23 protein-coding genes and 1 pseudogene are annotated in these 26,209 nt (G+C 41.5%); 14 read left to right on the forward strand and 10 right to left on the reverse strand.

Features of this window, described 5'->3' with window-relative positions:
* Positions 1–268: 268 nt before the first annotated feature.
* From rpsI to zapE, 4 genes are all read right to left on the reverse strand, one after another.
* Positions 269–661 (reverse strand): 30S ribosomal protein S9, encoded by a 393-nt coding sequence (gene rpsI, locus JFU56_RS15270; RefSeq protein ID WP_198438144.1) that lies wholly within the window; start codon positions 659–661, stop codon positions 269–271.
* An 18-nt stretch (positions 662–679) separates the two neighbouring features.
* Positions 680–1,108, reverse strand: a complete 429-nt coding sequence (gene rplM / locus JFU56_RS15275) for a 50S ribosomal protein L13 (RefSeq protein ID WP_198438145.1) — start codon at positions 1,106–1,108, stop codon at positions 680–682.
* A gap of 247 nt (positions 1,109–1,355) precedes the next feature.
* On the reverse strand, positions 1,356–2,288 hold the full coding sequence (gene coaA / locus JFU56_RS15280; RefSeq protein ID WP_198438146.1) for a type I pantothenate kinase: 933 nt from the start codon (positions 2,286–2,288) through the stop codon (positions 1,356–1,358).
* Between the two features lie 251 nt (positions 2,289–2,539).
* Positions 2,540–3,652 carry a cell division protein ZapE gene (gene zapE, locus JFU56_RS15285; protein WP_198438147.1) on the reverse strand — a complete coding sequence of 371 codons (1,113 nt, stop codon included), beginning with the start codon at positions 3,650–3,652 and terminating at the stop codon, positions 2,540–2,542.
* A 206-nt stretch (positions 3,653–3,858) separates the two neighbouring features.
* Here zapE and JFU56_RS15290 point away from each other — a divergent pair, with 206 nt between their 5' ends.
* The 3 genes from JFU56_RS15290 to degS all read left to right on the forward strand — a co-directional run bounded on the left by JFU56_RS15290 (position 3,859) and on the right by degS (position 6,848).
* Positions 3,859–4,230, forward strand: a complete 372-nt coding sequence (locus JFU56_RS15290; RefSeq protein WP_198438148.1) for a YhcB family protein — start codon at positions 3,859–3,861, stop codon at positions 4,228–4,230.
* Between the two features lie 67 nt (positions 4,231–4,297).
* The gene (locus JFU56_RS15295) at positions 4,298–5,659 is read left to right on the forward strand and encodes a Do family serine endopeptidase (RefSeq protein ID WP_198438149.1); all 1,362 of its coding nucleotides are present in this window, start codon (positions 4,298–4,300) and stop codon (positions 5,657–5,659) included.
* Between the two features lie 97 nt (positions 5,660–5,756).
* Complete coding sequence (gene degS / locus JFU56_RS15300; RefSeq protein ID WP_198438150.1) at positions 5,757–6,848, forward strand: outer membrane-stress sensor serine endopeptidase DegS; 1,092 nt, start codon at positions 5,757–5,759, stop codon at positions 6,846–6,848.
* 154 nt (positions 6,849–7,002) lie between these two features.
* Here the strand turns inward: degS and murA are convergent, their stop codons facing one another.
* Both murA and JFU56_RS15310 read right to left on the reverse strand, forming a co-directional pair.
* A complete protein-coding gene (murA, locus tag JFU56_RS15305) occupies positions 7,003–8,265 on the reverse strand; it encodes a UDP-N-acetylglucosamine 1-carboxyvinyltransferase (protein ID WP_198438151.1) in 1,263 nt (420 codons plus the stop codon).
* Positions 8,266–8,276: 11 nt separating this feature from the next.
* Complete coding sequence (locus tag JFU56_RS15310; protein WP_198438152.1) at positions 8,277–8,534, reverse strand: BolA family protein; 258 nt, start codon at positions 8,532–8,534, stop codon at positions 8,277–8,279.
* A gap of 326 nt (positions 8,535–8,860) precedes the next feature.
* Here JFU56_RS15310 and JFU56_RS15315 point away from each other — a divergent pair, with 326 nt between their 5' ends.
* The 10 genes from JFU56_RS15315 to mgtE all read left to right on the forward strand — a co-directional run bounded on the left by JFU56_RS15315 (position 8,861) and on the right by mgtE (position 17,659).
* Entirely contained in the window at positions 8,861–9,829 is a 969-nt protein-coding gene (locus JFU56_RS15315; protein ID WP_198438153.1) for a calcium/sodium antiporter, read from the forward strand.
* A gap of 55 nt (positions 9,830–9,884) precedes the next feature.
* Positions 9,885–10,856: a KpsF/GutQ family sugar-phosphate isomerase gene (locus JFU56_RS15320; RefSeq protein WP_198438154.1), complete on the forward strand. Its 972-nt coding sequence runs from the start codon at positions 9,885–9,887 to the stop codon at positions 10,854–10,856.
* Between the two features lies 1 nt (position 10,857).
* Positions 10,858–11,406 (forward strand): 3-deoxy-manno-octulosonate-8-phosphatase KdsC, encoded by a 549-nt coding sequence (gene kdsC / locus JFU56_RS15325; protein WP_198438155.1) that lies wholly within the window; start codon positions 10,858–10,860, stop codon positions 11,404–11,406.
* Positions 11,403–11,963 carry an LPS export ABC transporter periplasmic protein LptC gene (gene lptC / locus JFU56_RS15330; protein ID WP_198438156.1) on the forward strand — a complete coding sequence of 187 codons (561 nt, stop codon included), beginning with the start codon at positions 11,403–11,405 and terminating at the stop codon, positions 11,961–11,963. Before kdsC ends, lptC begins: the two co-directional genes overlap by 4 nt.
* A gap of 22 nt (positions 11,964–11,985) precedes the next feature.
* A complete protein-coding gene (gene lptA, locus JFU56_RS15335; RefSeq protein WP_242065975.1) occupies positions 11,986–12,447 on the forward strand; it encodes a lipopolysaccharide transport periplasmic protein LptA in 462 nt (153 codons plus the stop codon).
* Positions 12,448–12,462: 15 nt separating this feature from the next.
* A complete protein-coding gene (gene lptB, locus JFU56_RS15340; protein ID WP_019440720.1) occupies positions 12,463–13,188 on the forward strand; it encodes an LPS export ABC transporter ATP-binding protein in 726 nt (241 codons plus the stop codon).
* 48 nt (positions 13,189–13,236) lie between these two features.
* Positions 13,237–14,757, forward strand: coding sequence for an RNA polymerase factor sigma-54 (locus JFU56_RS15345; protein ID WP_198438158.1), 1,521 nt, complete (start codon positions 13,237–13,239; stop codon positions 14,755–14,757).
* 31 nt (positions 14,758–14,788) lie between these two features.
* Entirely contained in the window at positions 14,789–15,076 is a 288-nt protein-coding gene (gene hpf, locus JFU56_RS15350; RefSeq protein ID WP_198438159.1) for a ribosome hibernation promoting factor, read from the forward strand.
* 211 nt (positions 15,077–15,287) lie between these two features.
* Entirely contained in the window at positions 15,288–16,151 is an 864-nt protein-coding gene (gene rapZ, locus JFU56_RS15355; RefSeq protein WP_198438160.1) for an RNase adapter RapZ, read from the forward strand.
* 146 nt (positions 16,152–16,297) lie between these two features.
* Positions 16,298–17,659: a magnesium transporter gene (gene mgtE, locus JFU56_RS15360; RefSeq protein ID WP_198438161.1), complete on the forward strand. Its 1,362-nt coding sequence runs from the start codon at positions 16,298–16,300 to the stop codon at positions 17,657–17,659.
* A gap of 96 nt (positions 17,660–17,755) precedes the next feature.
* On the opposite strand, the gene pmbA is transcribed toward mgtE, so the two are convergent.
* Positions 17,756–19,096, reverse strand: coding sequence for a metalloprotease PmbA (gene pmbA, locus JFU56_RS15365; protein ID WP_198438162.1), 1,341 nt, complete (start codon positions 19,094–19,096; stop codon positions 17,756–17,758).
* Between the two features lie 125 nt (positions 19,097–19,221).
* On the opposite strand from pmbA, the gene yjgA reads away from it, so the two are divergent.
* A complete protein-coding gene (gene yjgA / locus JFU56_RS15370) occupies positions 19,222–19,773 on the forward strand; it encodes a ribosome biogenesis factor YjgA (protein ID WP_198438163.1) in 552 nt (183 codons plus the stop codon).
* 132 nt (positions 19,774–19,905) lie between these two features.
* On the opposite strand, the pseudogene tldD reads toward yjgA, so the two are convergent.
* The 3 genes and pseudogenes from tldD to JFU56_RS15385 all read right to left on the reverse strand — a co-directional run bounded on the left by tldD (position 19,906) and on the right by JFU56_RS15385 (position 26,209).
* Positions 19,906–21,354 (reverse strand): annotated as a pseudogene (gene tldD, locus JFU56_RS15375) (metalloprotease TldD).
* An 8-nt stretch (positions 21,355–21,362) separates the two neighbouring features.
* Positions 21,363–22,286, reverse strand: a complete 924-nt coding sequence (locus JFU56_RS15380; RefSeq protein WP_198438164.1) for a carbon-nitrogen hydrolase family protein — start codon at positions 22,284–22,286, stop codon at positions 21,363–21,365.
* The gene (locus JFU56_RS15385) at positions 22,286–26,209 is read right to left on the reverse strand and encodes a YhdP family protein (RefSeq protein ID WP_198438165.1); all 3,924 of its coding nucleotides are present in this window, start codon (positions 26,207–26,209) and stop codon (positions 22,286–22,288) included. Before JFU56_RS15385 ends, JFU56_RS15380 begins: the two co-directional genes overlap by 1 nt.

Consider the following 26,209-nt stretch of genomic DNA (forward strand, 5'->3'; position numbering starts at 1 on the left):
AATTTTAATTAATTGGTTACATTTTTACAAGGACAATGAGACATTAATCATGGATTTTCAGTGATTAAGTCAATATCTGTCGCTTATGACCCAGTAAATAGAGCAAGACGCTCTGTTTCTAGGTTAGCAACAGTCATACCTGCAAGAAACAACATCTTATTTAACAAAGCTGTAACTGTGTCAATTAAATAAAACACAAAAAAAAGGCAAAAAAAAGCCTGGCATATGCCAGGCTTTCGTCGCAATAAAGCGCACCACAAAAAACGAATTAACGTTTTGAGAACTGTGGACGTTTACGTGCTTTTCTAAGACCAACTTTCTTACGTTCAACTTGACGAGCATCACGAGTAACAAAACCAGCTGCACGTAGAGTAGGACGTAAAGTTTCGTCATATTCCATTAGTGCGCGAGTGATACCGTGACGGATTGCGCCAGCTTGACCAGTAGTACCACCACCAGAAACAGTGATGTTTAGGTCGAATTTGTCTTGTAGTTCAACTAATTCTAGTGCTTGACGAACAACCATACGAGCCGTATCACGACCAAAATAAACTTCTAAAGAACGTTTATTGATTGTTAATTGACCAGTACCAGCTTTCATGAATACACGAGCTGTTGAACTTTTACGACGACCAGTGCCGTAGTATTGATTTTCTGCCATTTGCTTAAATTCCGTAAATTAGATGTCTAGAACTTGTGGTTGTTGAGCAGCATTGTTGTGCTCTGGACCTGCGTATACTTTCATCTTACGGAACATTGCACGGCCTAGAGGACCTTTTGGCAACATACCTTTAACCGCAGACTGGATAACACGCTCTGGAGCTTTTTCAATAAGCTTTTCGAAGCTAATTGATTTAATGCCGCCAATGTAACCTGTATGCGAGTAGTAAATTTTACCTTTCGCTTTGTTACCAGTTACAACGATTTTTTCACAGTTTACAACGATGATGTAATCACCTGTATCAGCGTGAGGAGTGTACTCAGGCTTATGCTTTCCGCGTAAGCGAGTAGCGATTTCAGTCGCAAGACGGCCTAAAGTTTTACCTTCAGCGTCAACAACGAACCATTCACGTTTGATCGTGCTTGGTGTAGCAACAAAAGTTTTCATTTATATTGAACCCAATAAAATTTGTTTAAACTATCACATATAGTTATCTATATATGAACTATATACCTTGCTCATCCCTTCGAATAAGTACATGGCGTCATTAGGACAAGGAACCACCACAGCACCTTGTTCGTGGGCAGCGCGTATTATAAAGAGAAATGAGCGAAATTTCACCTATATTTTAAAAAAATATAGATTTATCTCAAAAAACATCAGTATTGTATCAAAAAAACGGCTGGAATATCTCTTATTTCCGCAATTTAACTTGATGAACTTGATGATTTAGGTCTTTAGTTAGAATGAGGTTAGCACGTTCTCGTGTGGGTAAGATATTTTCTACTAAATTTTTACCGTTAATTGTACGCCAAATGTTCAATGCTACGTCTTTTGCTTCCTGTTCATCTAATTTAGCATAATGGTGGAAGTACGAGCTCGAATCAGTAAAAGCACTTTCACGTAATTGTAAAAATCGTTGTACGTACCAATTTTCTAAGTTTTCAGTGTCTGCATCGACATAAATAGAAAAGTCGACAAAATCAGATACAAACACACGATGCGGATCATTTGGATATTCGAGTCCAGACTGCAGTACATTTAACCCTTCGAGGATAACGATGTCGGGTTGCTCAACAACAACTTCTTTATCCGGCTCGATATCATAAGAGAAATGAGAATAGACAGGTGCGGTAACACGGGCATTACCAGATTTTATATCAGCAACAAACTTAACCAATGCGTTAATATCATAACTTTCCGGAAAGCCTTTACGCTTCATCAAATCATGTTCTTTTAGATGTGCATTTGGGTAGAGGAAACCATCGGTCGTAATCAAGGCTACCTTTGGGTGCTCGCTCCAGCATTGCAATAACGCTTGTAAGATCCTAGCCGTGGTGCTTTTACCGACCGCGACACTACCAGCAAGGCTGATAATATAAGGCACCTTACCGACTTTACGCCCTAAGAACTGATCGCGCACAAAGCGACGTTGAATACGATTAGTAACATATAAATTAAGCAAACGTGATAATGGCAGGTAAATGTCACACACTTCTTCAATCGAAACGCGTTCATTAATACCTTGTAACTGCTTTAATTCGAGTGCCGATAAGGTCAGTGGTACTGACTCACGTAATTCAGCCCAATATTCCCTGTCGAACACTTGATATGGTGAGTAATTCATTAACCTAAAAGCCTATTTAACGCTCTAATAATCACTTACTTCTCGTATTTAGAAGCAAGCCTTTGCATGAACTTAATGACGTAATAACACTATATACGTCACCTTGTCGGTTCATGTCCGCCGAAACAATAGCCTATATACTGACAGTAACTCAATAAATAAATACGTTAATTAGTGTATTTATTTAAATAATGCGCACAAAAACTACCTACTTGGTGCTAAATAGCGCAGTATTTACCTGTAAATACACTTTAAGGTAGATGCTCACGGCCCAAATATTCATGGGATTGCATTTCTTGTAAGCGTGATAAACAGCGGCGAAACTCGAACTCTAATAAGCCAGTGGTGTAGAGTGCTGACATTTCTAGCTCAGCAGACATAATTAAAGTCACGTTACGTTCATAAAACTCATCAACCATGGCAATAAAACGGCGCGCGATATCGCCTGTTAACGGCCCCATCTGCTTTACATTCGCCAGCAGCACCGTGTGGTAGATACGCGATATTTCCATATAATCAACTTGGCTACGAGGACCTCCACATAATTCAGCAAAATCAATCATCAACACACTATCAGCTTCTGCTAGCGTGGTAATTTGACGATTTTCAATATCGATAGGCTGATGATAGCTACGTGGTTCACAAGATAACTGTTGGAAGTATTGGTCTAAATTCTGTTGCGCAGCATTGTCTAGCGGGAAATGATAGATCTCAGCTTGCTCCAATGTACGTAAGCGATAATCAACCCCACTGTCGACATTAATAATATCGCAGTTTTGATTAATTAAATGAATAGCAGGTAAAAAACGCGCGCGTTGCAAGCCATTACGATAAAGCTCATCAGGAATAATATTCGATGTCGCGACAAGAATAACCTGATGTGCAAATAGCTCTTCAAATAAGGTGCCTAAAATCATCGCATCGGTGATATCCGACACAAAGAACTCATCAAAGCAGATAACGCGTGTTTCACTGGCTAATTTCTTAGCTATAATTTTTAGTGGATCTTTTTGTTGCGTTAAACCTTTTAGCTCTTGATGCACTCGATGCATAAAGCGGTGAAAATGAATGCGGGTTTTATTTTCAAATGGCAGACAATCGTAGAAAGTATCCACTAAATAGGTCTTACCTCTTCCTACGCCCCCCCAAAAGTAAATGCCTCTCACTGGATTACTCGCTATCGCCTCAGGCTTTGCAGTGAACGCTTTTAATTTACTCAGAAAACTACGTTTAACAGGTGCTTCAGGCACCGCTAACAATTCATCAAACAGGCGCTGTAATGCCATTACTGCATTTTCTTGCGCTGCATCGAACATAAAATCAGGGCGCTTTAAATCCTGTCGATATTTCTCTATTGGGGTCATTTTAATTGCTAATCCTTTACTGTTTTTAACGCTTTGTTCACAACGCATTAATAATAATCAATGCTACCATGTTGTATTCTTTTGAAATACACTATTTTAAAACTAAGGCCGTTATATTAAAGTATCGAAATAAGCGTCCCATACTTGGACTTAGTAGAATAAAAATTAACTGAGTAGAATTCAAATTTCCATTTAACGAGGTGTATATGCCCTATCTTGAAATACTAATTAGTCTGGTTATCGGTATTGTTATCGGTTTTGCTATCGCGAAAGTAAGCAACACAAAAGATCAAACAGGGAAATTTAAGGGTAAGTTATTAGCCAAAGAAGCTGAGATCGAACAATACAAGCATGATGTTAATGAGCACTTCAACAGCACTGAAGCATTATTAATGAAATTATCAGATAGCTACGTAGAAATGCAGCAGCATTTGGCGAGTAACGCCAAGCATTTATTAGATAATGTTGCCGTCAAAGATATCCCTTTTCAGGCCAAAGAAGTACTTGATCCAGCAGAGCCTATTGAAGGTCAACCAAAAGATTACTCAAGCACCAGTTCAGGCTTACTAAACAAATAACTTGAACTTTTACCTTTGACCTATACCTAACTGTTTATACTTATAATTTAAAAAGGCTTAAATTGTTATGGTATCGAAGTTACAGTGTAAAACTCTTATTGCTTTGACGTTAAGCGCTGCAATGGGGTTAACAAGTCTATCTGCAACAGCTGCACATCCGTTCGCTGTTGCAGGTCAGCCACTACCAAGTCTTGCGCCAATATTGGAGCAAGTAACACCTGCTGTCGTCAACATATCAGTCTCGGGAACTAAAGTATCCCAACAACAGATCCCAGAAGCATTCCGCTATTTTTTTGGACCTAATGGTCCAGGTTCTCAGCAACAAGCACAGCCATTTCAAGGGCTCGGTTCTGGCGTAATTATCGATGCTAAAAAAGGCTATATTCTTACCAATAATCATGTCATTGCTGATGCCGATAAGATCCAGGTCATGCTCAAAGATGGCCATGAGTATGAAGCCAAGCTTATCGGGGCTGATAAAGGCAGTGATATTGCCTTACTACAAATTAAAGCTAAAAATTTAGTGGCGATTAAATTCGCGGATTCAGACAAGTTACGCGTTGGTGATTTCACTATCGCAATTGGTAATCCATTTGGTTTAGGCCAAACGGTTACATCCGGTATTGTCAGTGCGTTAGGCAGAACTGGTTTACAATTAGAAAACCTCGAAAACTTCATTCAAACCGATGCCGCGATTAATAGTGGTAACTCTGGCGGCGCGTTAGTTGACTTACGAGGTGAATTAATCGGTATTAATACCGCAATATTAGGCCCTAATGGCGGTAACGTGGGGATTGGTTTTGCGATCCCTGCCAATATGGCCAACAACCTAGTGCAACAAATTATTGAGCATGGTGAAGTACGTCGTGGTTTATTAGGCGTAGCTGGACAAGAGTTGACAGCTGATCTTGCCAAGGCATTTGATATTGATGTGCAATACGGCGCTTTCATTAACCAAGTCACCCCAGATTCTGCCGCAGCGGAAGCTGGATTAGTCGCTGGTGATATTATTGTCAGCGTTAATAATAATCAAATTCGTAGCTTCAGTGAGCTCAGAGCACGCATTGGTACTTTGGGGCCAAATAAAAAAATCACTCTCGGCATTGTCAGAGACGGTAAACAAATTATCGTTAACGCAACGCTCAAACCAGCCGATAGCCAACTTGCTAATGCCAGCAATTTACACCCGAGTCTGGAAGGCGCAACCTTGGTTAGCACTGAAAAAAATAAAGGCGTGATGATTTCTGACGTACAAGCACGCTCAATCGCGGCAGCATCAGGACTCAAACAAGGCGACATTATTATAGGTGTGAATAAAGACCAAGTTAAAAATCTAGCCCAATTACGTAAGTTACTGAGCAAAGATAAAACCACTCTGGCACTTAACATTCAACGTGGTGAGCAACACTTATTCCTGGTATTACGCTAGGACTTACATCACTTTGCATATTTTTTCTCACATTATCTTAGAAAGAGATGCTATTCTCTACGTTGCTATTTTTAATGAGTAACGTGGGGATATTTCAGTGCAAAATTTGTGGTCATATGTTTCAAAAAGTATCCTCCTCGGTATTGCGGTCGCCGCGGTACTGTTGTTAGCGTTGCCACAATTACAGAACAAACAAGGTTTAGCACTCAGCCAGCCCTTTTCATTAGGCCTTAATGAACAAATGAGTTTTTCTGCTGCGGTAAAACGTGCTGCGCCATCTGTTGTTAATATCTATACACGTACCTACCAAAAATCAACGATTAACAGTAAAGCCACCTTGCGCCCGCAAAGTCTCGGGTCTGGTGTGATCATGAATAAAAAAGGCTACTTACTGACAAATTATCACGTTATCGCGGATGCCGACCAGATCATTGTCGCGCTGCAAGATGGTCGTTTCTTTACTGCCGAGTTAATCGGTTTTGACCGCTATACCGATCTCGCGGTACTCAATATAGATGCCAAAAATTTACCTAGCATCCCACAAAGTAAACACGAGCAAACCAACATTGGTGACGTCGTACTTGCTATTGGTAACCCGTATAATTTAGGTCAAACCATTACTCAAGGGATTATCAGTGCCAGAGGCCGTATTGGCATGAGTACCACAGGCCATCAAAATTTTTTACAAACTGACGCTGCAATTAATGAAGGTAACTCAGGCGGCGCACTAGTGAATAGCTTAGGTGAATTAGTGGGTATTAACACAGCTTCATTTCAGGTTGCAGAAAATGTTGAAACCATGGGCATTAGCTTTGCAATACCCTACCCGCTGGCAGTTAAAATTATGGATGCCTTGATTGCAAATGGTCGTGTCATACGTGGTTACTTAGGTATCGAAGGGACATCGATCAATACAGTGATGGCTAAATTACTCGGATTAAAAGCTAATCAGGGCATAGTAGTGCAGAATACAGCACCAGATTCACCCGCTGAAAAAGCCGGTCTTATCTCTGGCGATGTGGTGATCAAGTTTAATGATACCGAGATCGATAATGTTATTTGGTTAATGGATTCGGTTGCTGAGCAGCGTCCAGGTGCAAAAATTAACTTAACCGTTATACGTGACGGTAAGCAGTTCGATATCTCGGTGACCCTAGGTGAGCTGCAGGCACTACAACCGCAACCGTAAGGCCTCAATTGTAAGGTCAGGGGCATACTAGAGTATGCTTTTTTATTACGAGAACTAACTATAAAATACAGCAACAAAAAAGGCGCATATCAATGCGCCTTTTTATATATAATAACTAATTACACGTTATTAATACTTACTCATACGACAACTATTAGCCTTCAATACGGGTAATGTTACCGCCTAAGCCTTGCAGTTTATCTTCAATAAATTCATAGCCACGATCGATGTGATAAATACGCTCAACCGTTGTCTCGCCTGTCGCAAGGAAACCAGCGATAACGAGACTTGCAGATGCGCGTAAGTCCGTTGCCATCACTTGTGCGCCAGTCAAACTATCAGTATCACGGCAAATTGCTGTATTACCTTCCAGCTCAATGTCAGCACCCATACGCGCTAATTCAGGCACGTGCATGAAACGGTTTTCAAAAATCGTTTCAATGATCGTTGATGTGCCTTTCGCCACTGTATTTAATACCGTGAACTGCGCTTGCATATCCGTTGGGAAACCAGGGTAAGGTACAGTCTTGATATTTACTGCTTTTAATTCGCGGCCTTGCATATCAAGTGTGATCCAATCATCGCCAGTCGTGATTGCAGCGCCGGCTTCTTCAAGCTTAAGCAATACAGCATCCAGTAACGAAGGGTCTGTTTTATGACATGTGATCTTGCCACCCGTTACTGCAGCAGCAACAAGGAAAGTACCCGTTTCAATACGATCAGGTTGTACTGCATAAGTACCACCGTGCAAGGCTTCAACGCCTTCAATCGTTAAGACATCAGAACCAATACCAGTGATTTTAGCACCTAACGTATTTAAGAAATTAGCTAAATCAACCACTTCAGGTTCTCTCGCTGCATTCTCAATAGTCGTGATACCTTCAGCAAGGACCGCTGCCATTAATAGGTTTTCAGTACCCGTTACGCTAACCATATCCATTAAGATACGCGCGCCTTTTAAACGGCCATCAACGCGAGCTTTAATATAGCCTTCTTCAACGTTAATGTTTGCTTGCATCATTTCTAAACCATGAATGTGTAGATTCACTGGGCGAGCGCCAATTGCACAGCCACCCGGTAAAGAAACATCTGCAGTCGAGAATTTAGCCGTTAAAGGACCAAGCGCTAAAATTGATGCTCGCATGGTTTTAACTAATTCATATGGGGCTTTTTGACAGTTAACCGTACCAGCAGTGATAACAACATCACCCTCTGCATTACGCTCTGCTTGCGCACCCAGTTCACGTAACAACTGTAACGTGGTTTTAATATCTCTTAATTCTGGCACATTCTTAAGAATGATAGTTTCATCACTTAGTAACGTTGCAAATAGAATCGGTAGTGCCGCGTTCTTAGCACCCGAAATAGTCACATCGCCATTTAACTGACAAGGACCTTTAATTAAAAACTTATCCATTCTAATCCAGCCTAAGAAGGTAATATAAATTTACGTTCGCGAATCCATTCTTCAGGTGTGTATGCCTTGATGGTTAACGCATGAATACTATTTGATGCAATTTGCTCTTTTAATGGCGCATAAATAGCTTGTTGTTTTTTTACACGGCTCATACCGACAAACATCTCGGCGACAGCAATAACGTCGTAGTGGCTGCCTTCACCTTTCACGTGTAATTCCTGGAACGTATACTCATTTTCCAGCAATGTTTTTAATTCTTGAATATCCATAATACTAAAATCCTGTAATGCCGCCATTCTAAGCCAAGTTAAAAACTCTACATGCCACGATCGCAAACTGACTAAAACGATAGAGCAGCATGTTTAGTTTTAAGTGAATGACGTTCTAAATGAGAGAATCGCGCTTAAAACTAAAGTATTAAAATAGCCCAGTATTCTAAAAGCAATCGCTTTAATACACAATCCAAAACTATCACTAAGTCACGATTTTTAGGGCGTGATCATTCGATAGTCGACAAGATTTAACAATTTAGCTTTTCTTTCCGTTAAAAAAGACCGAAAATAGTACTCTTTTTTATCAACTTTTTAATTGGCCGATGTTAACTACAAATATTATTATTTTAATTCTGGGATTGATTGGACTTGTCATCAGTGCCGATAAATTCGTCTATGGCGCTGCTGGATTAGCCCGAAATCTTGGTATCTCACCGCTTATCATTGGCCTTACTATTGTAGCGATGGGTTCATCTGCACCAGAAATGATGGTCGCTGTATCGGCATCGCTAAATGGCGCTCCCAATACGGCAATCGGTAACGCGATTGGTTCAAACATAACCAACATAACCTTGGTTTTAGGCTTAACCGCATTATTAAAACCCTTACTCGTCGGCTCTGCAACCATCCGTAGAGAGATCCCGATGGTATTAATTACCACGATACTTGCCGGTGTTGTGCTTTGGGATTTAAAACTAGAAATGTATGAAGGTGTAATTTTATTATTATTATTCTTCATTACGATTCTAACGTTAACAATTTTAGCATTAAAGCGTCCAAGTGATGATCCGATTGCCGACGAACACAATGATGACGTACCTGAAGGCGTGCCAACTTGGAAAGCAGTGGCATGGTTAATTTTCGGTATGATCGCCCTGCCTGTTAGCTCTAGCTATCTTGTCGATTCAGCAGTCGTGATCGCACAATACTATGGCATGAGCGATTTAGTTATCGGCCTGACTATTATTGCGATAGGCACGAGCTTACCAGAACTTGCAGCATCAATAACCGGCGTTTTAAAAGGTGAAGATGACCTGGCAATGGGGAATATCATTGGGTCTAACATCTTCAACATTTTAGCCGTATTATCGTTACCAGGTATTTTAGCACCAGGTATGATTGATCCCGCGATTATTAGTCGTGACTTCTACTACATGCTCGGCGCAACGATCGTGATGCTATTAATGGCCATCGGCTTTAGAGGCCGTCCAGGTCGTATCAACCGTATTGAAGGTGGCGTGCTATTGGCTGGTTTTGTCGCGTATCAAGTTATTATATTTAGTAGTATTTAGTCATTATTGCTATTCTAGGCTAAGTATCAAATCGTATATTTATTAGGAAATAACCATGTCGAGTCAGTTCAATTATTGTCAAAGTGCGCTTAATGTCATTGAAATAGAAGCCGCTGCGATCACGCAATTAGGTCAATATATTGATACGACCTTTACAGGTGCTTGTGAGTTACTTATCGCCTGTAAAGGCAAGGTTATTGTAACCGGCATGGGAAAATCAGGGCATATTGCTAACAAAATTGCGGCGACACTCGCCAGCACCGGGACGCCAGCATTCTTCGTGCATCCCGGTGAAGCCAGTCATGGCGATCTGGGCATGATCGAACGTGAAGATGTGGTCATCGCCCTCTCAAATTCAGGTGAGTCTGATGAAATATTAGCACTGTACCCAGTATTAACCCGTTTAAGCATACCGATCATTGCGATAACGGGTAACACCAATTCAACCATGGCTCGTGAAGCAACCGTTAGCTTATGTGTTAAGGTCGATAAAGAAGCTTGCCCATTAGGATTAGCACCAACCTCGAGCACCACTGCAAGCTTAGTCATGGGGGATGCTATTGCCGTCTCTTTACTTGAAGCGAAAGGTTTTACAGCCAATGATTTTGCCTTATCTCACCCAGGCGGTAGCTTAGGTCGTAAGTTATTACTGCGTATTTCCGACATTATGCATAAAGGTGACGGCATACCAAGCGTACAACAAAACGAAACGATTTCTGATGCCTTATTAGAAGTGTCTCGAAAAGGCCTAGGGATGACCGCTGTCACGAACGCCGATAAGCTGGTTGGTATTTTCACTGACGGTGATTTACGTCGTATTTTAGATGCACGTATAGATATTCACCAAACCCCTATCAGTGCAGTAATGACCGAAAGGTGTGTTACTATTAATGAACATATATTGGCTGCAGAAGCCCTCGCCGTCATGGAAAATAAGAAAGTTAACGGCTTAATTGTTGTTAATGAAAAACAAGAACCAGTCGGCGCCTTCAATATGCATGACTTACTACGCGCAGGTGTACTATAAAATGATCAACACGTTATACGGTCCAATCTCACAAGATATTTTAACTAAAGCAAAAACATTAAAGCTGCTTATTTGCGATATAGATGGTGTTTTTTCTGATGGTCGAGTGTATATGGGTAACGATGGCGAAGAGCTGAAAGCATTCCATACCCGTGATGGTTTTGGGGTTAAATCGCTACTTAATGCAGGTATTGAAGTCGCGGTCATCACCGGCCGTCAATCAACGATTGTCGCTAACCGTATGCAAGGGTTAGGGGTTAAGCACGTCTATCAAGGCCAGGACAACAAAGTCGTTGCCTTTAACATGCTGCTTGAAAAATTAAACATATCACCAGAACATGTAGCCTATATTGGTGATGATGTTATCGATTTACCGGTAATGAATCTATGTGGGCTCAGTGTTGCGGTTGCAGATGCACACCCATTAGTCAAAAAAGGTGCTGATTTTAGCACCTCTATTCGCGGTGGTTTTGGCGCAGTAAGAGAACTCGCAGACCTGATCTTATTAGCGAAAGGGATTTTAGACCAAGCACAAGGTACTTCGGTATGAATCGACAAAATGTAGGAATAGTAATCCTCTTTTTGTGTGCCCTTGGGATATGGCGATTTTTTTCGCCTAATGAAGAAATAACAGCACCAACATCAACCGAATATCAACCTGATTTTACTGCACAAGTTCTCCGTAGCGTTGAATTTAGCCTTGAAGGAAAAATTATACGTCGCACTTTTGCAGATAGCATGGAGCATTATGGTGAGTTAGGCATGACAATGTTCACTAACCCCGTTATCATCCTTTATGATGAAAATGCACAAGCGACGTGGAAGATCAAAGCTAAAGAAGGTAACTTTAGCAGTGAAGATGTCGCCATATTACGCGATGATGTTATCATCAAAAACATGGCTAAAAATGATTATATCGATGTCATCACAACCAGTTATTTACAATTAGAACTCGCCGAAAATTTGGTGCGTAGCGATCAATTAATTACCATTACTGGCGACTTGTTTAATCAAACAGGCATTGGCCTGGAAGGTGATTTAAAACAAGAATACATGACAATCCTTAAGCAAGTTGAAGCGATTTATACTAATGATGAAAAAATATAAAGTTTTACTGTTAACATTATTCATGAGTAATTCAGCACTCGCATTAGAGTCTGATTTCCAAGAAAATGTTGTCGTGAATGCCAAACGTCAAGAAGTGTTTATTAAAGAGAACCGCGTTATCTTTTATGATAATGTGGTGGTAACTCAAGGCACTATATTAATTCATGCTGATAAACTAACGGTATTAAGCTCTAACGGCAAAGGCACCGAAGTAATGATAGCGACGGGGAACGTAGCTACTTTTTACCAAGAACTAGATGACGGTAAAAAAATTAACGCTGAGTCTAACGAGATCCGCTATGAACTTGGCAAAAAACGCTTAACCTTGTCAAAGAATGCCCGTTTACGCCAAGCTGATAGTGAAGTTAAAGGTGACAAGATCATCTACCAAATTGATAAACAAGAAATGATAGCCGAGAGTGGCAAAAATGAATCCGATCGCGTGATCACTATTTTCACTCCTGAAGACACCAAAACTAAGTAGAGTAAGTAAATTCATATGGCGCGTTTAAAAGCATCACACTTAGCAAAAAGTTACAACAAACGTAAAGTGGTTTCAGATGTGAGTCTGGAAGTTGAATCCGGCCAAATTGTTGGCTTACTTGGGCCTAATGGCGCAGGTAAAACCACTACCTTTTACATGGTGGTTGGCTTAGTAAAGCGAGATCATGGACAAATCTTCATCGATGACCAAGAATTAACCCATGAGCCTATGCATATTCGCGCACAGCAAGGTATTGGCTACTTACCACAGGAAGCCTCTATTTTTCGCCGCTTATCAGTAACAAAAAATATCATGGCTATTTTGGAATTACGCACAGAATTAAGCCGTTTTGAACGTGAAGAAAAATTAGAAGAATTATTAGAAGAATTTCATATCACCCATATCCGCGACAGTTTAGGTATGAGCTTATCAGGTGGTGAACGCCGTCGTGTAGAGATTGCTCGCGCACTCGCTGCAGATCCGAAGTTTATCTTATTGGATGAACCATTTGCTGGCGTAGATCCAATTTCGGTTGGCGATATTAAGAAAATCATTCAGCATTTACGTGACCGCGGTTTAGGTGTGTTAATTACCGATCATAACGTACGTGAAACGCTTGATGTATGTGAACATTCATATATTGTTAGCCATGGACATTTGATCGCTTCAGGTACTTCTGAAGAAATTTTATCCAATGAAAAAGTAAAAGAAGTATATCTTGGAGATCAATTCCGACTATAGTTTGATATTGATATTTAGCCGCATTAAGGAAGAGAGAGTAGTCGTTAGATGAAGCCATCATTACAACTTAGGATGAGTCAATCTCTGGCAATGACGCCACAGTTACAACAAGCGATTCGATTATTACAACTATCGACCTTGGAGTTACAGCAAGAGATCCAAGAAGCGCTAGATAGCAATCCACTATTAGAACAAGAAGATCCTCATGAGTCGCCCGCTAACGACGCAGATAATCATAACGCGCATGATGACCACAACCATGATGCTAATAATGATGCAGCGCCGACCGATAGCAGTCAAATTGAAGTGGGCGATGCGCTTGCCAGTGAATCGATGCCCGATGAACTACCCAATGACAGTAACTGGGATGACGTTTACACCCCACAAATACAAAACCACAGTAGCGGCAGCGCCGGAATTGATGGCCTAGATCAAGTTTACCAAGGTGAAACCAGCGAAGGTTTATACGAACATTTGATGTGGCAAATGGAGCTAACCCCTTTTTCTGACATCGATCACGCGATTGCAGTCGCAATTATTGACGGTATTGATGATCACGGTTATCTCACTCAAACTTGTGAAGAGATCCTGAACAGCGTTGATATCGACCACCAAGAAGTGGACGCTAACAACGATGCCAAGATTGAATTAGACGAAGTCGAAGCGGTACTAAAACGTATTCAGCACTTTGATCCCATCGGCGTAGCAGCACGTTCACTGCAAGAATGTTTATTGATCCAACTCCAACATTTACCTAAAAATACCCCTTGGTTAAGCGAATGTCAGCAAATAATCCAATCTCATATGGATTTATTAGGCAATCGCGACTACCGTCAATTAAGCCGTAAAACAAAATTAAAAGAACCCCAGCTCAAAGAGATCATGCAATTAATTCAGAGCTTGGAACCAAGACCAGGCAATGTCATTGATCAAACAGAAGGGCTTTACGTTATACCTGACGTGTTAGTAAAGAAAAAAAATAATCAATGGGTGGTAGAGTTAAATCCTGACATTGTGCCAAGATTAAAGGTGAACAATGAATATTCTAATCTTTCGACAGGTAACCGCAACAGCAGCGATGGGCAATTTGTTCGCACCCACGTCCAAGAAGCAAAGTGGTTTATTAAAAGTTTAGAAAGTCGTAATGACACCTTACTAAAAGTGACAAAAAGTATCGTCCAGCGACAGGTTGATTTTTTTGAGTATGGTGATGAAGCCATGAAACCTATGGTACTCAACGATATTGCCGAAGAAGTTGAGATGCATGAATCCACGATATCACGTGTGACGACGCAGAAGTTTATGCATACCCCACGTGGGATCTTTGAATTGAAATTTTTCTTTTCAAGTCATGTAAGCACGGACAACGGTGGCGAATGTTCATCAACCGCTATCCGAGCATTAATTAAGAAATTGGTCGCGGCAGAAAATGCCAGCAAGCCATTAAGTGACAGCAAGATTGCTGATTTACTTGCTGATCAAGGTATCAAGGTCGCTCGACGTACTATTGCAAAGTATCGAGAAGCACTGAGCATACCGCCATCTAATCAGCGCAAGAGTCTATTATAGGACTCACCTAACCTTCATAAGGGAGACGTATATGCAAATTAATTTAACAGGTAGACATGTAGATATTACAGATTCACTGAAAGATTACGTTGATAGCAAGTTTTCCAAATTAGAACGACATTTCGATCACATAAACAATATCCACGTGATCTTAAATGTCGAAAAATTACTGCAGGTTGCAGAAGCAAAAATACATTTAAATGGGGGGGAAATTTTTGCCGTACATGAACATAACGACATGTATGCTGCAATTGATGGCTTAATGGATAAACTCGATAGGCAGGTCATTAAACACAAAGAAAAATTAATTCGCCATTAATTTTAGCCCCACAACAAATAACCTAAAGGAAAACCACTTTTCCTTTAGGTATTACTTTAAGTATTAATAACGCTGACATAATTAAAACATATCATATCCACACCAATTACGGGATAATGAGCATTCTTTTATATTGCTACAGCTTTAAAATTAGCAACCTAATTTTAGCTATGGTAACGATATATTCGCTGCGCAGATATGGGGACAGAACATGAAATTAATAATCGTCAGCGGCCAATCAGGATCCGGTAAATCAATTGCTTTACGGGTACTTGAAGACTTAGGCTACTATTGTGTAGACAACCTACCTGTTACCTTGCTCCCACAGCTACTACAAACCTTAAATGAAAAAACTGAAAAAGTGGCTGTCAGTATCGATGTACGTAACCTCCCAACTGACAAAAAAGAATTAAATGACATTATTACGGCGCTAAAAGCCAGCACCGACCTAACCAGTTTATTCCTCGATACCAATAAAGCTGTACTTATTAAGCGCTACAGCGAGACGAGACGACTACATCCATTAACCAAAGATGAGTTATCGCTATCTCAAGCAATTGAAATAGAGGAAAAACGCTTACGCCCTATCGCCTTGCATGCTGATTTGAAAATCGATACCACCGAGCTCAATATTCATGAGCTGAGCGAGCAAATCAAAGAACGTATTCTAGGTAAGAAAAATAATCAATTGGTGTTGGTCTTCCAATCATTTGGTTTCAAACATGGCCTACCAATGGATGCTGACTATGTATTCGACGTGCGATTTTTACCTAACCCACACTGGATCCCAGAATTAAAACCGTATACAGGTCTGGATGAACCGGTGATTAGTTACCTCAGCCAACAACCAGAAGTAATGAGTTTTGCACTGCAAATCGAAAATTTATTAACGACCTGGTTACCGCTGTTAGAAAAAAATAATCGCAGCTATGTCACTGTTGCAATTGGCTGTACTGGCGGCCAACACCGTTCTGTCTTTATTGCAGAGCAGCTAGCGAAATACTTTAAACTGCAAGATCGAATCGTGCAAACCCGTCACCAGACATTAGAAAAAAACAAACACAAGATCAGCTAAGCACTACCTTAGCCAACGTATTATCAATACCATATAATGAATTATGATATTTTATGTAAATGCTGATTATAAATACAGATTAAGCTAGAATTGTCCGCATCAGCGGGCAAGGTCTTGCACAAGAATAATAAGAATGGGGACGACATATGCTAGAACAAATGGAGCATGACAGTACACACCTGCGTTTAAGTGAAATGAATGAAGCGCTCGACAGCGGTATGTTTGTTCACGTAAAACGAATGCTCAACCAAACGCCCCCTTGTGATATTGCATTATTACTCGAATCATCACCACCAGCTGGCCGTAAAGTCTTGTGGCGGTTAACCGACTCTGAAATGCAAGGTGAGATCCTTGACGAGCTAAATGAAGACGCCAAGACCAGCATTCTAAAACTGATGGATACTGAATCACTGGTTGCTGCAACGGAAGGTTTGGATACCGATGACCTCGCCAATATTCTCCGCAGTCTACCCGATAGCATCTATCAAGAAGTTATCACGCAAATGGACACTCAAGATCGCCATCGTCTAGAAGCTGCTATGGCCTATCCAGAAGATACTGCCGGCAGCATCATGGATACGGACACCATTACTTTACGTCCTGATGTCACTGTTGATGTGATCTTACGTTATATTCGTTTGCGTGGAGAATTACCTGAAGCCACTGATACGTTATACGTTGTCGATAAAGATGACCGATTAATTGGCGATGTACCTTTAGCCATGCTACTCACGACAGATCCCAACAGTGTTATTAGCACCATCATGGATCGTCAAGCTGAAACCTTACCAGCCACGATGGATACTTCTGAAGTAGCCAAACTGTTTGAGCGTCATGATTGGATCTCAGCCCCCGTACTTGATGACTCAGGGAAATTACTCGGTCGTATTACCATTGATGACGTGGTTGATATTATCCGTGAAAATGCCGAGCATGACATGATGGGTATGGCCGGTATGGATGATGACGAGGATACTTTTGCTCCCGTTATCCAAAGTACCAAGCGTCGTACACTCTGGCTTGGGGTTAATTTAATCGCGGCACTCACAGCCGCATCCGTCTCGAATATGTTTGAAGCAACTTTAGAACAGCTAGCAACATTGGCTATTTTGATGACCATTGTCCCTAGCATGGGTGGCATAGCTGGTAATCAAACACTTGCACTGGTTATCCGTGGTATGGCGGTTGGCCATATTAGTGATGAGAATAGTCGCTGGTTAATTGGTAAAGAAGCCATGGTAGGGGCACTGAATGGCGCTATCTGGGCCATCTCTATCGCTATTATCGTGTCATTATGGAAAGGCGACCCATCTCTTGGCCTGATCATTGGTGGCGCGATGTTTATTAATATGTCGATGGGCGGATTGGCTGGCGTCGTGATCCCCCTGGTGATGAAAAAATACAATATCGACCCGGCATTGGCAGGCGGTATGGCATTAACAACGGTTACCGATGTAGTTGGTCTATTTGCCTTCTTAGGCATGGCAACGTTGGTCTACGGCGCTTAAATAACGACGGTATTTACATCACATAGTCTTATAAATAAAAAAGCCTGTGTTTCATAACACAGGCTTTTTATATTCAATACTTTTTACAGTTAATCACTAGTTGCCCGCGATCTGCATTGATTCTAATAATGTAGACCCCATCAAAATGCTACTACGCACATCAATATCGCTACCCACTGCAACAATGTTTTTAAACATGTCAGTTAAGTTACCCGCAATCGTGATCTCGTGAACAGGATATTGCAGTTCACCGTTCTCAACCCAGAAACCCGACGCGCCACGGCTGTAATCACCGGTAACAATATTCACGCCCTGTCCCATCAGCTCAGTCACTAATAAGCCCGTGCCCATTTGACGACAAAGTTGACCTAATGTTTCGCCTTTACCTGTCACGTTCCAGTTATGAATGCCACCAGCATGACCGGTTGTTTGCATACCTAACTTACGGCCGCTGTAGCTCGTTAATAAGTAGCTGTTTAAGATACCTTGCTCAACCACATTTAAATCTTTAGTGCGTACACCTTCAGCGTCATACATAGAGGATGCTAAGCCACCCATAATATGTGGACGTTCTTGGATGTTTAACCATTCAGGGAAAATTTGCTCACCCAACTTATCCAGTAAGAAGGATGATTTACGGTATAAGCTACCGCCACTGATACCCATCACAAGTTGGCCCATTAAGCTACTAGCAACATCATGGTGAAAAATGACAGGGACATTACAGGTATCAATCTTACGTGCACCTAAGCGGTCTACAGTGCGATTAACAGCTTCAGTAGCTATCTGTTCAGGTGTCCACAGTTTACTTGCGTCACGCGCCATTGAGTAGCCGTAATCACGTTCCATTGCGCCATCTTCTTCGGCAATCAATACCGAACTCATACTATGGCGAGTACTCGCGTAGCCATTTACCAGGCCATGGCTATTACCGTAGACTTTAATACTGCTGTGACTGGTAAACGCACCTTCGCTGTTCACAATACGAGGATCTTGCGCTAACGCTAAACGTTCAGTCAGGCACGCTTGCTCAATCGCATACTCAGGTTTGATATCAATCGGGTGACATAAGTCTAAGTCTGTCGGTGCAAACGCCATCAGTTCACGATCTGCCAGACCTGCAAACTCATCTTCAGCGGTGTGCAAAGCGATATCTAACGCCGCAGCCACTGTGCTTTGAATTGCAGCTTCACTTAAATCAGATGTTGATGCATTACCCTTACGCTGGCCGCGGTATACACAAATACCTAACGCGCCATCATGGTTGAATTCTACATTTTCAACTTCACCCATGCGCGTACTCACAGACAAACCCGTTTGTCGTGAAATAGCTACTTCAGCATCACTCGCGCCCGCTTTTTTGGCGATGTCGAGTGCTTGAGTAACGGCTAATTCCAATTTATTTTGTTCTAATGTAATTTGCTGTTTTAAGTTCATGGGCTCGTTTCAATTAGTTATACTGGATTTAGCATACCATGATGTGATAAAAATTCCTGCAGCAACTGCGCAATTAGCAATAAACTGATACAATTAACATATCAATCGTTTTGAAAAAGAATATTATGAGCGTAAGAGAACGAAATATTACCAGTGAAAAGTCTTACCGACGCGCTGAAGACGACGAGTTATATCAAAGTCGTGCAGAAAACAAAATTGAAATTGCCAAGACTCTGAAACTCGCTGGCGCGATCGCTTTACTCAGTAAAGCAGAAATTGCCAAGATGGGTTTTTCAGAAGAAATGCTTGCAGCAATCGTCACAGCAAGAAAAATTGTAGTACGTACTGATGCTTATAGCAGACATCTATCGTACATGTGCAAAATCATGCGTAGTGACGGTCTCGAGCCAATCCAAGCGGCATACGATAAGATCACCAATAAGTATAACCAAGCAACGGTTGAATTAGCGAAACTAGAAATAGTGCGTGATGAATTGATTGCCGGTGGTGATACTGCGATCACAGCGTTAATGGAAACCTATCCAAATGCTGACCGTCAGAAATTGCGTCTACTGATCCGCCAAGTGAATAAAGAAATTAAAGCTGAAAAGCCGCTTAAAGCAGCTAAACCAAGCAAAGAAATCTTTAAACACCTACGTGAGATTGCTGGTCTATAATATTAATTTGCCATGATGGCAACATTGATATTAACCAGTACAAACAATAAAGCCCTAACAAGTGATTCATATACTTGTTAGGGCTTTATTTTTATCTACTGCACATGACTTCAACACAGTACAAATAGCCTATTAGCTACCAGTGCCACCCACAGTCATACTGTCTAGTTTTAATGTCGGCTGACCAACACCTACCGGCACACTTTGGCCTTCTTTACCACAAATACCAACACCTTTATCTAATTCCAGATCGTTACCAACCATCGAGATATGCTGCATGGCTTCATGGCCATTACCGATCAAGGTTGCACCTTTAATCGGAGTGGTAATTTTACCATTCTCAATTAAATAAGCTTCAGACGCTGAGAATACAAATTTACCGGAAGTAATGTCCACCTGACCACCGCCAAAGTTCGGCGCATAAATGCCCTTCTCAACCGTACTGATGATCTCTTCTGGTGTATGCTCACCTGGTAGCATATAAGTATTCGTCATACGCGGCATCGGTAAATGTGCGAATGATTCACGACGACCGTTACCCGTAGATTCCACACCCATTAAGCGGGCGTTAAGTTTATCTTGCATGTAACCTTTTAAAATACCGTTTTCAATTAGCATGGTATTTTGCGTTACCGTACCTTCATCATCGATATTCAACGAACCACGGCGATTTTCTAATGTGCCGTTATCCACAATCGTACATAACTAAGATGCAACTTTTTCACCAATTTTACCCGCGTAAGCAGACGTGCCTTTACGGTTAAAGTCACCTTCAAGACCATGGCCAACAGCTTCATGCAATAATACACCAGGCCAACCAGCACCAAGTACAACAGGCATGGCACCAGCAGGCGCTTCGATTGCATCGATATTAACTAATGCCTGACGCACCGCATCTTTAGCATAACTAAATGCACGCTGCGTACCATCTACATCTTCTAAAAAGTAATCGAAACCATAACGACCACCGCCACCAGCGCCACCACGTTCACGTTTACCATTTTTTTCAATTAACACTGAGCAGTTCATACGTACTAACGGACGTACATCTGTCGCTAACGTACCATCGGTTGCCGCTACTAATATCTCTTCGTATACAGCAGACAAACTCACACTTACTTGAGTCACATTGGCATCTAAAGCACGCGCATAGACATCAACTTCATGTAACAGGTCTATTTTACGCTGTCTTTCCATACTCGCTAATGGATCTAATGGCTGATAAATCTCACTACCTTGTGGTTTACTCCACGATTTAACTTTACCTTCACCACCGCTAGCAGCAATACCACGAGCCGCTGTCGCAGACTGGGTTAATGCCTTTAAACTGATCTCGTCTGAATACGCAAAACCGGTTTTCTCGCCCGAAACGGCACGTACACCAACACCTTTCTCGATGTTAAATGAACCTTCTTTAACAATGCCGTCTTCTAAACCCCAAGACTCATGCTTGCAAGCTTGGAAATAAAGATCACCATAATCAAGCTGATTGCCCATCAATAATGACAGCGTGCTCTGCAGCTTATCGAGGTCTAACTCGGCTGGCAGTAAAATTGAATTTTCGACTTGTTCAAATCTCATTGTGATTATTACTCTTTATTTTTCAAGCTCGCCGTAAAGCGTGCATGTTGTAAAATAGGTATGTCAGCACGTACTTGTACTAACTTATGTTTATCTAATTGCGCGCAGCAGATACCACACGACGATGTTTGTTGTGCCAAACTCTCGCCCCAAGGGTTTAAGATAACCGAATGACCCCAAGTATGACGATTACCACCATGATCACCCACTTGATTAGCCGCTAACACATAGCATTGGTTCTCTATGGCTCTGGCTTGTAACAAGGGTAACCAATGCGCTTTACCTGTCGCATGGGTAAAGGCTGCGGGTAGTAATAACACATCGGCGTTAGCAGCACTGAGTGCACGAAATAATTCAGGGAAACGCAGGTCATAGCAAATAGCCATACCAACCGTTATATCTCCGCCCGTACTATCTGTAATAGTGAAAGTAGCGATCTGATCACCAGCAATAAAACTATCTGATTCTTTATAAGTTTGCTGCTTTAGCTCTTTCTTAAAACCTTGCTTAACATTTTTCTTAAATATGCTCTTATCTTGATGATCATTGCTCGCGATAGATACAGCTGGAACATGCGCATCAAATAAGTGGATCTTATGGTAATGTTGCACCAATTCCCCAGCGGGGTCAAATGCTAAACTGGTTGTATAAATCCGATCTTCAATATCACTAAGAATAGGAAAAGACCCTGCAACCAGCCAACATTGGTATTCCTTAGCCCAATCAGCAAGCTGTTGCTGTACTCGTCCTTGCCCTAATCGTTCTGCATGAGCTAAATAATCATCGCGGTGCGAAAACAAGGCAAAATTCTCTGGTAATAAGATCAAGGTCGGGGTTCCCCCTGTATCAATCAATGCCAGTTGTGATGCCACATACGCTAAGTTCGCTTTAATATCAGCACCCGAGGTCATTTGTATTGCTACTAACTGCATTACTTGTCTCCAGCCGTCTTCGGATCTGTCGCATTGATGAGTTCGTCAGGTACAGTGATCGCTTTTTGATTACGTTTAACTTCAGTAAATGTCGGATTATCAAAATCACCACTGACATTAAACTTCAGCTCCGTAATAACTTCCACCACGGGCTCCAAAATTTTCGATAACGCGAAGACGGCTAATGCAGTCGTAGGCGTTACCGCAAATGCAGCCAATACCGGTAGACTCGAAGTAACATCTGGAAAAAAGCTTAAGTTATAGTTAATGGTATCCGTGACTAAATCAATATAACCATTACCGGTAATTTTACCGCTACTGGAGTTAACTAAAAAATCTTTATTGTTAATGGCGCCATCGACGACCTGTAGTGATGCGGACATTGAGGAATAAGGTAAACCATCATTAAATACATCACTAAAGTCCAAACTCAAGCGCTTCACTAACGACTGCAAACTCAGCACACTTAAGAATCGCGTCCCTTTATCACTGACATTCGAGATCCGCCCAGCTTTAGTCACTATATTCGCACTACCATTTAGCGAGTCAATGTCCAGCTTAAGTGGATTGTCCTGCCAACCCAATTTAAAATTAACGTCTGCTGGCGTTTTCGCTAACGGACTAATTAACCCCAAGCCTGTCATAAACTCTTCAATACTTTGGGTTTTTAACTCACCCTCTAGTTGCGTCTCTTGCAGGCCATTATCATTGGTAAACCAACGTCCAGTCATCGCGACTGCTGAATGTTCCATATCGACATCTAATGCTTGTAACTTAAGTCCATTGTTGTCTTTAGTCACTTCTGCAGATGCTTTGCCTAAATTGATTTGCCCTACAATACAAGCTCCACAATTAAAATTAAAACCAGGTATATCCTGCCAAACTAACTCGGTTGATGACGCTTGCACCGAGGATTTTTCGCTATTGCTAGTCGTATCGCCATCCCCAACAAACACTAAATCAGGTAAATATAAATAATCAAAATCGATATTCACATTACCGAGTTCAGGTATAACAACACGACCATTAAATTCATCCGCTTTAAGTGTGATCCCCCAGTTTCGGTAACCCTTAGTCGCGGTGAGATTTAAGTCAGTCAAAGGCTGCTGATAATAAACGGTATTAGCCACTGCTACTTTAATTGACGATAAAGGTTCAACTGCGCTGCTCACATTAAAGTCACTATCGGGTAATCCGTTATACCACGATTGCCAATCTACGATATCGAGATTATCCACATTGACGACAACTGCATTCGCGGTATCACTGATCAGCAGTTCATCTGCATTACCAATCTGCACTAAAGACTGGATCAACGCTAACTGTTCATCAGCGTAATTAACCTGACCAGAAAAATACAACACATCGCTGACATTTACTTGGATCTGAGCTTGTTTATCATTACCTACAAGTGAAATATCGGTAGGCCAATCCAAAAATGTGGATTTTGCCAAAGGCATAGGCAAGTCGATCGAAAGACGCTCTAAATCACTCTGCACATCAAATTCATAGTTAAAGCCCTGCTCAGGAAAAGCCATGTTTAATGTGCCCTTCCAATTCACATCACCAGACACATACTGTTCATACCCAGGCATTAATTGCGTCATGATTTTATCACTGGCCCATACACCAGCCAGATCGACATTAACTTGATAAATACTGTCTTGCTGCGCACTCGTAAAGCCGACATTGAGTGGTTGGTCGAACAACTTGGCTGTTAATGGCGTCGATAGTAAGCCTGTATCATCAAACTTGAATCGACCATTCACATCCGTCAAAGTTAAATCCAGTGCCGGCAAATAAATATCATCATTTACTAAACCAATGTCACCACTAACCACAACGGGATCATCATCGGTAAACGGTAAAATAATATCAATTTTACCATTCAGATTTCCTGATACCTGTAAACTATTCAACACCTCACTCACTTCTGGCAATGGGCTTGAATCAATCAGAGATTTGGCTTTTTTCCCCGTCGTCGCAAATTGCGCCTGAATACCAAGTGCTTGTACGTTACCCAAACTCGGCAGTTGTAAGTCCACTGCCGATATCGCCACTTGAGCCAAGTTACCTTGTCGCGATGACATAAATAAATCATCATTTTGAAAGAGTAATTCGAGCTGTAATTCCGTCAGCGTTGGCCACTGAGGATCAAATTTGAACTCGGCATCAACAACATTTAATCGCGCCTCAAAGATGCCATCACCTTGTGTATAAGGATAATTAGCAAATTCACCAAACCACAATAACTGACCATTGTCCGAGTGCCCCTGCTTTAAAGCGCCTCTCAAGTAATCGATTAATGACTCACCCATATAAGCTGTAGGGTAATAGTAATAAGCCTTACTAGCATCGCGTAACTTCAAGTCACCAGCAAGACTGAGGAATGGGTTTGCATCGCTCGGTATATCTAATAAAAACTGGCTATCAAGCACTAATTCAGGGGTATCAACAAACACCTTGTCAGCACTGATCTCGATACCCGTCAGCTTTTTACCAGCAGGTTCATTCTTATTTGCATCGGTATAATCATAACGACGCCAGGTTAAATCACTCGAAAATTGATTCACCTGAATGCTATGCTCAAGATGTTCGGAAAGATCTAATAATGTATCGTGCATATCAACACGAATTTTGCCAGCATCCAAGCCACCCGTCACGGCAATATCGACATTATCAATCGCAGGAAATCCTTGCCAACTTTGCAACTGAAAATCATCTACGTTTAATTGATAACGTAGCTGCGTCCAATCTTGCAATGGGATCTTAACCTTCACATCACGGACTAAACCATGTGGATAGAGCGTTTTAAGATCCTGAAATAAGGCGTCATCGACATGTCGCGACAGTGCCACAATAGGCGCGAGCTTAGACAATTCAACTTGATTAACAAACGCAAATAAATCATCTTCTTGCTGTCTAACTTGTAGCTCGAGTGATGGCCAGACTATACCATTGGTGACCAAGGCTAATTCACGACTGTCTAACTGCCAGCCAGTATCCGTTAGCTGCCATGCCAGTTCGCCCCCCCAGATATTAAGGTCTTGCTGTAAATCACCGCTTTTCCAACTAAACTCTGATGGCTGCAGTTGAAGTAATGCCGTTGTTGGTTGATTATTAACAATATCAATCCAGCTTTCAAAACTGAGCGCGCCTTTTTTTAAGCCTTCTCGATCAATTAATACTCTTTCAAACCAACTCGATAAACTCACATTTTCGGCTTGAACATAAACTTGACCACTGACATTGGTTAAATCATGTTTAGCGCTGGTAACATCCACCATGATGCGCAAATTATTATCAGTGATATCATCATTGATGTATGCCCAACCTTCCCCTCGGTGACGATTACCTTTGTTTAGCCAAGCAAATTCAGGTATATGAATAATCTTTTCTTCACCCGCGGGGGTTAATACCCGTAAGTTACTATTCGTTAATTCAAAATGTTCCAGCTGACGGAAAAATACATCAAGCAGGCGGGTTAATTCAGGAGAAGAAAGTTTAGTGTCTTTTTCTTTGCTGCTTTGAAACGGAGAGATGGGTAGTTTTATCTGTACGCCATCTAAGATGAGGTTATCAACCAGCAGCTTTTGTTCTAATAAACTATTCCAAAAATCGACGCTGATCTTAATACGCGCGACATCAAAATTATAAGGCAGGGATTCATCGAACTTTACATCGAGCGTATTTACAATTAATACCGGGCCGAATTTATACCAACCCGCATCAATACTTTCAACTTCAATGCTCACCGACTGATCAGCAACAAGCCAATCAATCACGCGATCGTGATATTGATTCAGGTACGGTAAACTCGCCCGTAACAAACTAATCGAAACGGCAGAAAAAACAGCTAAGCAGGCAAAAGTGTAAAGGCAGGCTTTACCACACCTTCTTAGCCAATTTCGTTTCGCTGTCAC

Origin of the sequence: Moritella sp. F3 (genome assembly GCF_015082335.1) — a bacterium.
Classification (GTDB): Bacteria; Pseudomonadota; Gammaproteobacteria; order Enterobacterales; family Moritellaceae; genus Moritella.